Source organism: Rhodococcus sp. IEGM 1406 (assembly GCF_030056745.1).
Lineage (GTDB): Bacteria > Actinomycetota > Actinomycetes > Mycobacteriales > Mycobacteriaceae > Rhodococcus_F > Rhodococcus_F erythropolis.
This window is the reverse complement of sequence record NZ_JASHKO010000001.1, coordinates 133,429-145,571: the sequence shown is the minus strand read 5'-3', so window position 1 is coordinate 145,571 and position 12,143 is coordinate 133,429. Positions and strand designations below refer to the sequence as shown.

The window sequence follows — 12,143 nt, the reverse complement described above, 5'->3', positions numbered from 1 at the left end:
TCATGCAGGACGAAGCCACCGGCGGAGTGCACGGCGGGCCGCTGTCGGGTATCCGGGTCATTGAAATGGAGGCCATAGGGCCGCTACTGCACGCCGGTCTGATGTTGGCAGATCTTGGCGCCGATGTCGTGCGCATCGTGCGCCCCATCTCGATGGGAGCAGATGACGGAATCGACGATGCGAATGCGGGGATGCTCCGAGGGCGGACCGAACTCACTGCAGATCTGACCAAGACCGAAGATCTCGCCAAGGTGCGCAGGCTGATCGGCCGAGCGGACGTCCTGATGGAGGGCTCTCGGCCAGGCACGATGGAGAAGCTCGGCCTGGGCTCCGAGATCTGCCTGCAGGACAATCCGGGGCTGATCTACGGCCGAATGAGTGGCTGGGGCCAGAAGGGACCGATGGCCCGAGAAGCCGGGCACGACCTGAACTACCTTGCGCTTTCGGGCGCGCTCGAACAGCTCGGACCGGCTTCCGGGCCGCCGTCACCGCCGCTGAACTACGTCGGGAACTTCGGCGGCGGATCGATGTTCCTGCTCGTAGGAGTACTTGCCGCGCTGCACGAAAGAGAACGCACTGGCCGAGGCCAGGTGGTGGATACAGCGATGGTCGACGGCGCCAGTTCGTTGACTGCGCTCGTCCGATCGTGGCAGCATGCCGGCCGCTGGTCAGCCCGTCGTGGAACCAACCTCCTCGACGGATCTGCCCCGTTCTACCGCGCGTACGAGTGCGCAGACCACAGGTATATGGCGGTAGGGGCCCTCGAAGACGTGTACTACGACCGCTTCGTGTTCGGACTCGGATTGGATCCCGCCTCGTTGCCGAATCGCTGGGACCAATCGAACTGGGACGACTTGTCCGAACGCTTCGGCAGAACCTTCGCCGCACAGGATCGCGACGCCTGGGTCGAGGTCTTCGACGGCCTGAACGCTTGTGTCACACCCGTGCTCACACTCCACGAGGCAACACTCCACGACCATGCAATACAACGGACGGCCTTCGTCGATGCAGGAGGCTTTTCGATGCCCTCCGCCGCACCACGGCTGGACTCGTCACAGGGAGCAGCCCCACCACGGAAAAACGACGAACTGGACGCAACCGTGTCGCGATGGGAGATTGCCTCAGAGCACCACGGGGGCAATTCCACTCGACATCGGTCCACTCGCATGGCGGTTGGTCCACGGATGTGGTGAGCGAGAGAACCGATGGCGCCAGGCGGGCTACGATTTCGGTATGCGCAGGCTGGCTGGATCGTTCGATCGTGACCTCCCCGGGTTGCCGCGTGGCCGCGGCCGACTGGCTGTGGACGAGGTCCAAGACGCGCAACGCGATCGCATTCTGCGTGCAGTGATCTCATCGACGGCGGAGAAGGGGATCGCCTCGACCACGATCGCCGATGTCGTCGGGCGTGCCAGGGTGTCTCGCCAAGCTTTCTACAAGCAGTTCGAGAGCAAAGAAGCGTGCTTGATCGCGGCGATCGACGCCGGCATCGAGGTGATCGTCTCCAACATCACCTCGACACAAAGCTTGACCGCCAATTTATCTCTACACGAACAGCTTTCGGCTGTCATCGAGAAGTATCTCGAGACGTGTTCGTCCGAACCGGAGTTCGTGCGAGCTTGGGTTGTGGACCTACCTGTGGCCGGCCCGGCGGGGGTGGCGAAGCGCAACGAGTACGTGGAACTGCTCGCCGATGCATTGCTCGTCGGCTACTCGTCCAAGTCTTCAGAAGCCCCGGGGCGTGAAGTGTTTCTCGCGGCGATCGGCGGTTGCAACGAGTTGTTCTACCGCCAGGTGGTTGACGGGTCGAATTCGTACATGAATCTTCATGCGCCGATCATGTCCTTCCTCGAACGGGTACTGGATCTCTCGTCCGACCCTTCGTAGTCCGGTGTTGACAAGCCACGGGTAGATCGCCATGCTCATTCATAAGTACTGCTGCGTACTTATGAATGAGGAGTGGTCATGCGAATTACGAGTGGACTGACACAGCGTCCGATCGCACCGCCCGGCCGGGTAGCGATCCGTCCGCGGCGAGTCGATTTCGACTGGGAGAAAGCGCCTTTGGTGTGGTTGCCGAACGAGCCGATCGCCTCATACCTCCTCGGCTCGATGAACCTCGTCATCCCGGAGGGCGAACGGATGATGATCCAGGCCTTCGAACAGGCCCTCCCGGACGTGCACGACGAGAAGCTTCGCGAGGACATGCTCGGTTTCATGGGCCAAGAATTGCTGCACGCAGAGGCGCATGACGAGGTCATGAATCAGGTGTTCACACGGCACGGGATCGACCCGGCCCCGTTCAACCGCCAGATGCAGTACTTCTTCCGTAGAACTTTGGGCGTCGGTGACGACTCCGATCCGCAGGCCATCCGGCAGCGTCTGATCGAGCGTCTCGGGATTTGCGCGTCTTCGGAGCATATGTTCGCGTTCGTGGGCGACTGGGCGTTGAACGCGGACTTGGAGAAATTCGGCGCGGATCCGCAGATGCTTGACCTCTATCGGTGGCATGGGGCCGAAGAGGTCGAGCATCGTGCCGTGGCACACGAGGTCGCCACGTACTTCGGAGTCGGCTACTTTCGCCGCTGTATCTCCATGATCATCACGTGGCCAATCTTTTTGGGGTGGTTGCTCCGTGCTGCGATGTATCTGAGCCGCAACGACCCCAACACGCCGAACATCGGTTATCCGCGATTGCTACTGGAATTCGTCCGCGCCGGACGCCGCGGACTGGTGCCTGGTGTATCGAAATGGTTCTGGAGCGGTGTGTCGACGTTCGTGCCGGGATTTCACCCCGACAGTGTGGGGTCCACCGCCCAGGCCCTCGCCTACGTCGCGCAATCGCCAGCGGCCAAGCGGGTCAACACATGACACCCAACGCGCCCGAACTCACACAGCGGTGGCAGGCCCCCCACGAGATCCCGGTCGACCTATGCCGCGGCAAGCGCCGCGACTCGATTCTGCGCATTCTGGATGTCCTGGTCTCCACGCAGGTCAAGTTGGCGGTCTTGATTCATCGCGACGAGCCACCGGAAAACCGGATCGACGAGTACAAGACAACGCTCACGGTGTCGGAGCGCACGACGGTGGCCACCGACAACGACGTGGTCAGTCTCGAACTGCGAGCACCTGACGGCAGCGACCTCGAACGGTGGTATCCCGGGGCACACCTTGACCTGTACCTGCCCTCGGGACGGATACGTCAGTACTCGCTGTGCGGCGATCCCGCCGATCGACGCTGCTACCGGATCGCGGTACGCCGGATTCCTGATGGTGGCGGCGGATCGAACGAGGTGCACGACGAGTTGCCAGTCGGTACCGTCGTCGGCGTTCGCGGTCCACGCAACGCGTTCGGGTTCGTCGAACCCGGGCGAATCGAGCGCGCGAAGCGCGTTCACTTCGTGGCGGGTGGCATCGGCATCACACCGATACTGCCGATGGTCCGCGAGGCGGAGCGCATGGGCCTGGATTGGTCGCTGATGTACGTCGGTCGCGAGCGCCGCACACTACCGTTCCTCGAGGAATTGTCGCCGTTTGGTGATCGGGTCACCATCCGCACCGACGACGAATACGGCCTACCCGCAGCGAACGATCTTCTCCCGCCGAATGTCCGCAGCCGCGACGCGATCTACTGTTGCGGTCCGGTCCCGATGATGGACCTGATCACAGCTTGTGTGCGCAACGAACCCGGTGTGGAAGTGCACGCCGAACGCTTCTCCGCCGCACCGGTCGTCGATGGACGACCCTTCCGCATCCAACTGGCTCGCACCGGTCAAGTCATCGATGTCGCCGCCGACCAGACCGCACTGGACGCGGTCCTGCGTGTGAACCCGAAAGCCCCCTATTCATGTCGTCAGGGCTTCTGCGGCACCTGCATGGTCCACGTCAGCGACGGCGACGTCGATCATCGTGACAATTCGTTGAGCTCAGCCGAGCGCGCCGCCGGCAAGATGCTCCTGTGCGTTTCGCGGAGCAACAGTCCCTGCCTGACGGTCACCACATGAATCCACCGATGAGAAAACACAATTCCAGACGACCGGAGTACCTGTTGAACGACGATCAACTGACATCGCGGGTGGTGGACCTGCTGATCGCACTGGAGGAAATGGACGCCGATGCCGTGCGCGCACTCGTCGATCCCGACATCGAATGGCGCAACACCGGCCTGCCCAGCGTGCGTGGAAGCAAACGCGTCGAACGGGCGCTCACGATCGTCTCTCGCCTGATCACCAGGTACGAGGTCGTGGAAGTGCTCACGATGACCACCGACCACAACACCGTGTCCTCCCGGCGAAGAGAGATCATCCGCATCGGATGGTTTGCCATGCACCTCGACGTAGACGGCCACTACACATTCGCAAACGGCCGGCTGCGCGTTTGGGACGACCGCTTCTCCTACCGCCGACTGCTCCGCGGATTGCGATTCGGCCCACCCACCCGCACCGCCGTGCAGATCCTCTTCCAGCGTTGGTGTCGACAACGTCGGGCAGTGTGAGAAACACCGGTATCGCACTACCGACCGGGTTGGCTCTCAACGCGGCCGGCGCCGCGGTCATCGCCGGGGGCGCCACTCTCCCGGCCGCCGGGGCCGAGGTCGCTCCCGACATCGCACCCAACTTCGAGGCCCGCTGCTCCGGGAATGGGACTTCCGGTAATTCGGGCAGTACCCCGAAACCGAGTCCTAGCGCGCAAACCGCACCCAGGTCGAGGCCCAATAGCGGGTTCCGTGGGTCACAAGGACATGCCTCCGTCAACGGGAATGACGGCGCCGGTGGTCCAGTTGTCTTCGAGAGCGAGGCGGGCGATCCAGATCGCGGCTTCTTCCGGGGTGCCGGCGCGTCTGAGGGGGAGTGTGGCTGTTCGAGTGCTGAGAAGTTCTGTTTCTTGTGCTTCGGTCATGCCGGCACTACGAAAGAGTGAAGTGGGCATGGGGCCTGGTGCGATGGCGTTAACGCGCACTCCGTCTGGGCCTAGTTCCAGGGCCCAGCATCGGGTGAGCTGGGCAAGTGCTGCTTTCGAGGCTGCGTAGTGCGAGTTGCTGGCTGTGGGCTTGAGTGCCACAGTGCTGGCAACGTTGACGATGGACCCGTGCGATGCGCGTAGAGCAGGCAAGAATGCTTGCGTGACGAGCGTGGGTCCGATGACGTTGAGGTCGTGGAGTTTTCGAATTTGCTGCGTGGTTGTGTCTTCGAGTGAGGCGTAGAGATAGGCTCCAGCGCAGTTGACAATGTAATCGATGCGCCGGTGACGTGCGATTGCTTCGGCAGCTGCTGTGGTCACGCCTGTCTCGTCGGTGACGTCAACGAGGCAGGTGAGAAGGTGCTCGTCGGAGGGAAGAGCGTCGAGAGTGCTCTGATCCTTGTCCCAGGCTTCGACGGTTGCGCCGAGTTGGCGGAGCAGGGCGACGGATGCCCGTCCTATCCCCGAGCCCGCGCCGGTGACGATTCCGATCGGGGAGGATGGGTTGTGTGGCATCGCACTCACTTCCGTTCTGTGTGTCGCTCTAGGATACGGGGCTGGGTCGAGACCTGCGGGCGTACAACAGGGTCGGGCATTCCTCGCGTGTGAGTATCTGTGTCTTGCCGCTGGCCAGTAAAGTGGAAAGTCATGCGTCAGAATCCTAATAGTTTTCCGGTGCAGGCGAATCCGTCCTGTGGGTGGCCACTGATCCGACCTCATCTGCACCGTTTCGCGCGCATCACTACTCAATACGCGCATCGCTACTCAATAAGGGACACTCAGACAACAATCCGCTCGCCGCAGCTCATAACTGTCAGTACTTCGGGAAGTTCGCCGAACCGCACAAGGGTTGGTACGGGGGCGGATGGCGTGGATCAGGGCGGGTGTCCATCACTCTGCGAGCTGGAGATCGGGTGCACCTCCCTTGTGCGGGCTCCCTCGGCGTTGCCCCGACGGGCTGCTGCCGGTGATGCGTTCGCTAATAAGGTTGTTCGGCATACATCCGGCGTCCCCGTTCGGGGCGCATGTTGTCCCGCCGCTACGGGTAGCGTCAATTGAGGTGCGGTCGGATTAGACCGTTCTCGTAGGCGGCGATGACGAGTTGTGCCCGGTCGTGGGCCTGCAGCTTGGTCATGATGCGGTTGACGTGGGTCTTGGCGGTGTGCGGTGAGATCACCAGGCCAGTGGCGATTTCGTCGTTGGACCGGCCGGCGCCGACGAGAGTAAGGACCTCCATCTCCCGCTCTGTAAGGTGCGCGAGCGCTGGCGGCACCCGTTCACTGTCGGCGGCGGGGTGAACGTACCGGTTGATCAGGCTACGCGTCGCGACCGGTGAGAGCAGAGCATCGCCGCGGTGGATAGCGCGGATCGCGGCGATGATCTGGTCGTGATCGGCCCCTTTGCCGATGAACCCGCTCGCGCCGGCGCGCAGCGCTCCGACGATGTACTGATCCTCCTCGAAAGTGGTGAGTATCAGTACCCGCACCGACTCGAGGTTCGGGTCGGTGCAGATGGTCCGTGTGGCGGCAATCCCGTCGACACCTGGCATCCGGATATCCATGAGCACCACATCCGGTCGCAGACGGCGAGCGAGTTCGATCGCGCGCTCACCGTCGCCTGCTTCGCCGACGACGGTGAGGCCGACACTGTGGGTGGCAAGGGTGGTGATCGCAGACCGGATAAGAGTTTGGTCGTCGACGACAAGAATGGTGATCATTGTGTGTCTCCCTGTGCGGCCAGGTCGTCCGGTGTGTCCAGGTCGTCCGGTGTGTCCTGGTCGTCATGGGCGGGTTCTGTGGGTAGATCGGCAACAAGCAGCCACCTACCTGTTCCGTCGGCCCCGTAACGGAGGGCGCCGCGAACCGAGTCGACCCGTTCCCTCATACCGATCAGCCCCTGGTTCATTCCGAGGTGCCGGGCCCCTGCTCCGTCTGAGGCGGTCGGGTTGCTGACGGTAATGCGGAGCGCACGAGGAAGGTAACCGATCAGCACGTGAGCGCGGTGTCCGGTGCCGTGCTTGTGGGCGTTGGTGAGCGCTTCCTGGACTACGCGCAGTGCAGTCACATCGATCGACGCCGGCAGTTCGTACGGATCGCCATCGATGTGGACAGCGACTTCCATTCCATGACTGGCGAATTCACGCACTACATCGTCGAGTTGGGACAGGCCGAACGGGCCGATCGCGGTGGTGGGGTCTCGTAGGGTGGCCATGAGGTCGCCGATCTCGGTGAGTGCAGTGCGCGACGCGCTGCGAATGACAGCCAGCGATTTCTCGGCGTCGGCCGGTCGGTTACGTAGCGAGGACGCAGCGACGCCGGCATGGAGGTTGATCACCGAGATCTGGTGCGCGACGACGTCGTGGAGGTCGCGAGCAATCGCCAGCCTGGTCTCGGCGACCCGCTGCCCGGCCACCGCGTCGCGAGTTCGTTCGGCACGCTCGGCACGTTCGGTGACGGACGCGACGTAGTCGCGTTGCGTGCGAACCGCATCGCCGATCGCACCACCGAGCAGCACGGTCAGGACGTTCTGGAGGCCGCTGTATCCGTCGACGAAGACGAAAGCGAGCATGGCGAGGGCAACGAGAGCGGTGAGTACGAAACCACGGCGCCGGGTCGCGTACAGCATAGTCGTGTAGACGGCGACTCCCGCCGCCAAGACGAGGCCCGGATTGAACAGTCCGAGTGGCACACTCACTGCGACGACGCCGATCACCGCGGCCAGGACCGCGAGCGGCCGCTGGTGTCGGCCCATCAGGATCGCCGCGGCCATCGCATTGAGGGCCAGGACGTCAGGTGACCACACGAAACCCGCACCCGGGTGGGGCGGGACCACGCCAGGGATAATCACGAGGACCACCGTGGCGGCCGAAACGATCCACCCCCTCACACCGCGATGCCCGTCCGAGGCGCTGCGCGCGACCATGTCCGTCTCCTATCGGTCGCCGGATATCCCACCCGCATGGCGGCCACCTCATCATTTCAGAGGATCGAGGTGTCCACGTCCCACGAGGAGATCAATCCGTGTACCGCGCCTGCGGTACGACGGTGTCCACGCGTGGGGGATTCTTCCACTCACGAATCCGAGGAAGGTCTATTCGACGCCGAAACGACCTCCATGAAAGACAACCAGACGGCGACGCCCTTGATTTCCGTACGGGATCTGCACAAGGCCTACAGATCCGACGGCACCACATTTTCGAGCACTCCACCACGTAGATATCCGACTTCCAATCCAGGAGAACCTGAGGCATGAGCATTTTCGACCGGTTCCGAGATCCTCCCTCGAGGCAGCAAGAGGTGAACATTCCGACTGCTCTCCCCTCCAATGGTTTTCAGCAGACCGCCAGCAAGCTGCACTCGTTCAACCGCTACGAGATCAAATACTTCGTCGACGAGTTGAAGGTGCCGGAGTTGCGCCGAGAGCTAGTGGCACGAATGGAGACCGACCCTTACTCGCCGAAGGGCGGGTATCCGGTGACATCGCTGTATTACGACACACCTGATCTGTTGTTCTACTGGGAAAAGATCGAGGGGCTGAAGTTTCGACGCAAAGTGCGACTTCGTCTCTACGGAGAGCCGTCGGACTGTGTCGATGACACACCGGTCCAGATCGAGATCAAGCAGCGGGTCAATCGAGTTACGCAGAAGCGACGGATCGCGCTGCCGTACGGGACCGCGCAGCGGTGGCTCGACGGTCGAGAAGAAATCGATGTCGATATTTCGCAACGTCCATTCGTCAACGAAGTGACAACGCTGATGGGAAATCTTGATCTTCGTCCGATAGTGACCACTGGGTATCTGCGGGAGGCGTACGTCGGTACGGAAGCCGATCTCGGGCTGCGTGTGACCATCGATCACAAGGTGCACGGGCGGGACCGAGACTTCCACTTCGCTTCGGGAGCGGAGAACAGGTTCATCATCCCTCCGAAGCTCGCGATCGTGGAACTCAAAGCCAATGAACGAGTGCCTTATTGGGCTACGGATATGACGGCGCGAATGAATATGTCCATCATTCGAGTATCGAAATATTGTCAATCGATCGAGGCCTTCGACATGGCCCCTCGATCACGTAGCGGTGCACCGGAATTGGCGATGCCCGCAGGTTTCGACAGTCGCGCACCGGAAGATCTACTTCGGCACCGCACACGTATCGCGTGATCCGACAGCACTATTGAGCATCCACTCCCAACACCGAAACAGGAAACCATGAACTTCGAGATACAGGACCTGAGTGGAACATTCTCCACTTTCGACATCATCGTATCGTTGTCGTTGGCGTTCGTTCTCTCCGCCATCATCGGCTGGGTCTATCGATACACACACAAGAACGTCTCGTACAGCCAATCGTATGTGCAGACACTGGTCATGGTGGGCATGATCGTTTCGCTGATCATGCTTGTCGTCGGGTCCAACGTCGCTCGCGCATTCGCTTTGGTCGGCGCGTTGTCGGTGATCCGATTCCGCAACGCGATCAAGGAAACCCGGGACGTCGGGTTCATTTTCCTGGCGATGGCGATCGGTATGACGACGGGCACCCGCTTCTATGTTCTGGCGATCGCTGCGACTGTAGCGGTGTGTCTTGTCATGTTGATCATGTACAAGTTCAACTGGTTCAAGCTCGATGTCCAGCGTCAGGTTGTCAAGGTTCAGGTTCCGCCTGGACAGGAATACGTCGCATACGTCGAGGACGTACTCATCAAACACTGCTCGGAGTTCGAGTTGGTCTCTACTGATTCGGCGCGATCGGGTGCGCTCAATGAGCTGTACTACACCGCGCAAATGAAGAAGGGCAATAAATCTGCAGAGTTGATATCTGCACTGAGCGCCGTCAATGCAGGTCAGCGCGTGACCGTTCTGACCGGATACGACCAGACGGACATCTGATGACTGTGACGGGCACCGGCTCTCCGCCGCCGCGGAGCAAGTTCAAACATCGGATACCGAAGACGCTGCGTCAGCATTGGAAGCTGTTGGTGGTGTTCGTCGCATTCGTCTCCGTCCTGGCCTTCGTGTTCGGTGAGACACGAATTCGTCCCTACATCACTGGTGACACATCTGTCATCGCCTCCGAGATCACCGACAACATCAGTGGCACCGTGGAATTGTTCGACCCCTCGGTCTCGCATCAATTGTCACTGGAGATAACCGATTCCGAGTATAACGACATGATCTCCTCGTTCCGGAAGAGTGGCGACAAGAAATGGATCACCGCGGACATCACCATCGACGGAACTTTCGTCAACGATGCCTCGGTGCGGCTGAAGGGTAACTCCACCCTCATGGGTGTTCGAGGAGATGGGGTGATGCCAGGAGGGGAAGGGTTCACGCCGCCTGACGGATTCGAGATTCCTGAGGGACTGGAACTACCAACAGATTTCGACCCACAGGACATGATGGCGGGAATGGGGTCGACGGCCTCGGCCGATGACCCGACGTCACTTCCCTTGCTCATCAGTTTCGATGAGAACTCCGAGGGCCGCGCGTATCAGGGGATGACCGAGTTGTCGGTCCGGCCTGGATCGCCGGTGGTCAACGAAGCGATGGCGTTGTCGTTGACTGCCGATAGTGATCAACCGACGCAGCGTTACGCGTACACGGCGTATTCGATCAATGACAGTGCGACGTCGACTCGTCTGGTACTCGAACATCCGGACGACACTTATGCGAACTCACTCTTCGAGTCGGACGGGTACCTTTACAAGGCGGATGCGAGCTCACGATTTGCGTACGTGGGCGATGACCAGACCGCCTATGCGGGCCAGTTCAAACAAATCAATGCCGTCGACAACGGAAACCTACAACCGGTCATCAGCTTTCTGAAGTGGATGGATGCAGCCAGCTCGGAAGAGTTCGACGCGCACCTCTCCGATTGGATCGACGTCGAATCCTTCGCTCGATACGTTGCCACGCAAAACCTCATCGTCAACGGCGATGACATGAGCGGCCCCGGTCAGAACTATTACCTCTGGTACGACCTGGACACCAAGAGGATCTCCGTGGTGTCCTGGGATCTCAACCTCGCCATGCAAGGTGATGCCGCCACCGGCCCTCATGACAGTGTTTCGATCGCTATGGGCCCAGCCGGCGGCGGAGGACCCGGGGGCGGCGCGGGGCCGGGGGCCATACCGGCTGGTGAAGCCCCAGAAGGCATGCCGGAAGGCGGCGCCCCTCGACAAGGCGCGGATGCGACAGCGCCTGGTCAACAGGGATTTCCCGGGGGTCCACTCGGTACTACGAACTCTCTGAAGAAGCGTTTCCTCGAATCGCCTGCTTTTGCCGAGCTGTACGAGAAGACGTATTGGAACCTGTTCGAGCAGATGTACCAAAGCGGCCGCGCGACCGAAATTCTCGACTCACTCGCGACGTCCATCCCCACCAGTGACGAACTGACCGCAGAGACGCTGCAGTCGAGCATCGATCAGATGCGCACGTGGATCGTCGAGCGCACATCAGCGCTGAACGAACTGCAAACCCCCTGAACTGACCAGGGCAGTGGCACCGTGTCCCTCATCCACGCTGCCACTGCCCTGGTCTTCCCTGCAGCGACGCGAAAGACACATTCATGTTCTCCGGTTTCAAACCCAAGTCCGAACTGTTCTACGCACTGTTCATCTCCACGGCACAATATCTGGAATTCGGGGCCAAAACTCTTACCGAATTGGCCAGCCCACAAGCCGATACCGCCAGCATTGCCGAACGCATGGTCGAGTTCGAGCACGAATGCGACCGCATAAAGCGCGAGCTGTTCCGAACCGTGAATTCAACTTTCGTCACTCCGTTCGACCGCTCTGATATCTACATGCTGGGATCAACTCTCGACGACGTGATGGACCACATGGAAGCGGCGTCGCATCTCGTGTCTTTGTACGGAGTGCGCGAACTACCGCACCATCTCTGCGACGTGATCGACACCCTCGACGCGTGCGCAAAGATAACGGCGGAAGCGATGCCCAAACTGGCATCGATGCAGGGACTCGAAAGCTACTGGATCAAAATCAATGAACTCGAGAATACGGCCGATCACCTCTATCGAACATGTCTCGCCAACCTCTTCGACGGCCATCTCGATGCCCTGACCGTCATTAGACTCAAAGACATCGCCGACCAGCTCGAAGACGCAGCCGATGCTTTCGAAAAGGTCTCGCATGTGATCGAAACCATCGTCCTCAAGGAATCGTGACCAGC

Annotated in this window: 12 protein-coding genes; 9 read left to right on the top strand and 3 right to left on the bottom strand. The window is 60.9% G+C overall.

From position 1 onward, the window contains the following. The first annotated feature begins 2 nt into the window (after positions 1 to 2). The 5 genes from QM596_RS00670 to QM596_RS00650 all read left to right on the top strand — a co-directional run bounded on the left by QM596_RS00670 (position 3) and on the right by QM596_RS00650 (position 4,495). Positions 3 to 1,193, top strand: coding sequence for a CaiB/BaiF CoA transferase family protein (locus QM596_RS00670; RefSeq protein ID WP_283307789.1), 1,191 nt, complete (start codon positions 3 to 5; stop codon positions 1,191 to 1,193). Positions 1,194 to 1,233: 40 nt separating this feature from the next. Further along, positions 1,234 to 1,887 (top strand): TetR/AcrR family transcriptional regulator, encoded by a 654-nt coding sequence (locus QM596_RS00665; protein ID WP_283307788.1) that lies wholly within the window; start codon positions 1,234 to 1,236, stop codon positions 1,885 to 1,887. Positions 1,888 to 1,965: 78 nt separating this feature from the next. Continuing rightward, on the top strand, positions 1,966 to 2,871 hold the full coding sequence (locus tag QM596_RS00660; protein ID WP_283307787.1) for a metal-dependent hydrolase: 906 nt from the start codon (positions 1,966 to 1,968) through the stop codon (positions 2,869 to 2,871). Further along, on the top strand, positions 2,868 to 4,004 hold the full coding sequence (locus QM596_RS00655) for a PDR/VanB family oxidoreductase (protein ID WP_283307785.1): 1,137 nt from the start codon (positions 2,868 to 2,870) through the stop codon (positions 4,002 to 4,004). Before QM596_RS00660 ends, QM596_RS00655 begins: the two co-directional genes overlap by 4 nt. Before the next feature lie 8 nt (positions 4,005 to 4,012). After that, a complete protein-coding gene (locus QM596_RS00650; RefSeq protein WP_283307783.1) occupies positions 4,013 to 4,495 on the top strand; it encodes a limonene-1,2-epoxide hydrolase family protein in 483 nt (160 codons plus the stop codon). 236 nt (positions 4,496 to 4,731) lie between these two features. Here the strand turns inward: QM596_RS00650 and QM596_RS00645 are convergent, their stop codons facing one another. The 3 genes from QM596_RS00645 to QM596_RS00635 form a co-directional block, all read right to left on the bottom strand. Continuing rightward, entirely contained in the window at positions 4,732 to 5,475 is a 744-nt protein-coding gene (locus QM596_RS00645) for an SDR family NAD(P)-dependent oxidoreductase (protein ID WP_019746030.1), read from the bottom strand. Positions 5,476 to 6,010: 535 nt separating this feature from the next. Next, positions 6,011 to 6,676, bottom strand: a complete 666-nt coding sequence (locus QM596_RS00640; RefSeq protein WP_019746031.1) for a response regulator transcription factor — start codon at positions 6,674 to 6,676, stop codon at positions 6,011 to 6,013. Next, a complete protein-coding gene (locus tag QM596_RS00635; protein WP_283307782.1) occupies positions 6,673 to 7,881 on the bottom strand; it encodes a sensor histidine kinase in 1,209 nt (402 codons plus the stop codon). Before QM596_RS00635 ends, QM596_RS00640 begins: the two co-directional genes overlap by 4 nt. Before the next feature lie 326 nt (positions 7,882 to 8,207). Here QM596_RS00635 and QM596_RS00630 point away from each other — a divergent pair, with 326 nt between their 5' ends. The 4 genes from QM596_RS00630 to QM596_RS00615 all read left to right on the top strand — a co-directional run bounded on the left by QM596_RS00630 (position 8,208) and on the right by QM596_RS00615 (position 12,138). Further along, positions 8,208 to 9,116, top strand: a complete 909-nt coding sequence (locus QM596_RS00630; protein WP_029537254.1) for a polyphosphate polymerase domain-containing protein — start codon at positions 8,208 to 8,210, stop codon at positions 9,114 to 9,116. Between the two features lie 48 nt (positions 9,117 to 9,164). Further along, entirely contained in the window at positions 9,165 to 9,842 is a 678-nt protein-coding gene (locus QM596_RS00625) for a DUF4956 domain-containing protein (protein WP_019746034.1), read from the top strand. Further along, on the top strand, positions 9,842 to 11,437 hold the full coding sequence (locus QM596_RS00620; protein ID WP_019746035.1) for a CotH kinase family protein: 1,596 nt from the start codon (positions 9,842 to 9,844) through the stop codon (positions 11,435 to 11,437). Before QM596_RS00625 ends, QM596_RS00620 begins: the two co-directional genes overlap by 1 nt. Positions 11,438 to 11,520: 83 nt before the next feature. Further along, the gene (locus QM596_RS00615; RefSeq protein ID WP_019746036.1) at positions 11,521 to 12,138 is read left to right on the top strand and encodes a DUF47 domain-containing protein; all 618 of its coding nucleotides are present in this window, start codon (positions 11,521 to 11,523) and stop codon (positions 12,136 to 12,138) included. Positions 12,139 to 12,143 lie beyond the last annotated feature (5 nt).

Bases quoted from the DNA above. Each gene is read 5' to 3' on its own strand.
- QM596_RS00670 (WP_283307789.1), top strand. From the start codon at position 3: ATGCAGGACGAAGCCACCGGCGGAGTGCACGGCGGGCCGCTGTCGGGT.
- QM596_RS00665 (WP_283307788.1), top strand. From the start codon at position 1,234: ATGCGCAGGCTGGCTGGATCGTTCGATCGTGACCTCCCCGGGTTGCCG.
- QM596_RS00660 (WP_283307787.1), top strand. From the start codon at position 1,966: ATGCGAATTACGAGTGGACTGACACAGCGTCCGATCGCACCGCCCGGC.
- QM596_RS00655 (WP_283307785.1), top strand. From the start codon at position 2,868: ATGACACCCAACGCGCCCGAACTCACACAGCGGTGGCAGGCCCCCCAC.
- QM596_RS00650 (WP_283307783.1), top strand. From the start codon at position 4,013: ATGAGAAAACACAATTCCAGACGACCGGAGTACCTGTTGAACGACGAT.
- QM596_RS00645 (WP_019746030.1), bottom strand. From the start codon at position 5,475: ATGCCACACAACCCATCCTCCCCGATCGGAATCGTCACCGGCGCGGGC.
- QM596_RS00640 (WP_019746031.1), bottom strand. From the start codon at position 6,676: ATGATCACCATTCTTGTCGTCGACGACCAAACTCTTATCCGGTCTGCG.
- QM596_RS00635 (WP_283307782.1), bottom strand. From the start codon at position 7,881: ATGGTCGCGCGCAGCGCCTCGGACGGGCATCGCGGTGTGAGGGGGTGG.
- QM596_RS00630 (WP_029537254.1), top strand. From the start codon at position 8,208: ATGAGCATTTTCGACCGGTTCCGAGATCCTCCCTCGAGGCAGCAAGAG.
- QM596_RS00625 (WP_019746034.1), top strand. From the start codon at position 9,165: ATGAACTTCGAGATACAGGACCTGAGTGGAACATTCTCCACTTTCGAC.
- QM596_RS00620 (WP_019746035.1), top strand. From the start codon at position 9,842: ATGACTGTGACGGGCACCGGCTCTCCGCCGCCGCGGAGCAAGTTCAAA.
- QM596_RS00615 (WP_019746036.1), top strand. From the start codon at position 11,521: ATGTTCTCCGGTTTCAAACCCAAGTCCGAACTGTTCTACGCACTGTTC.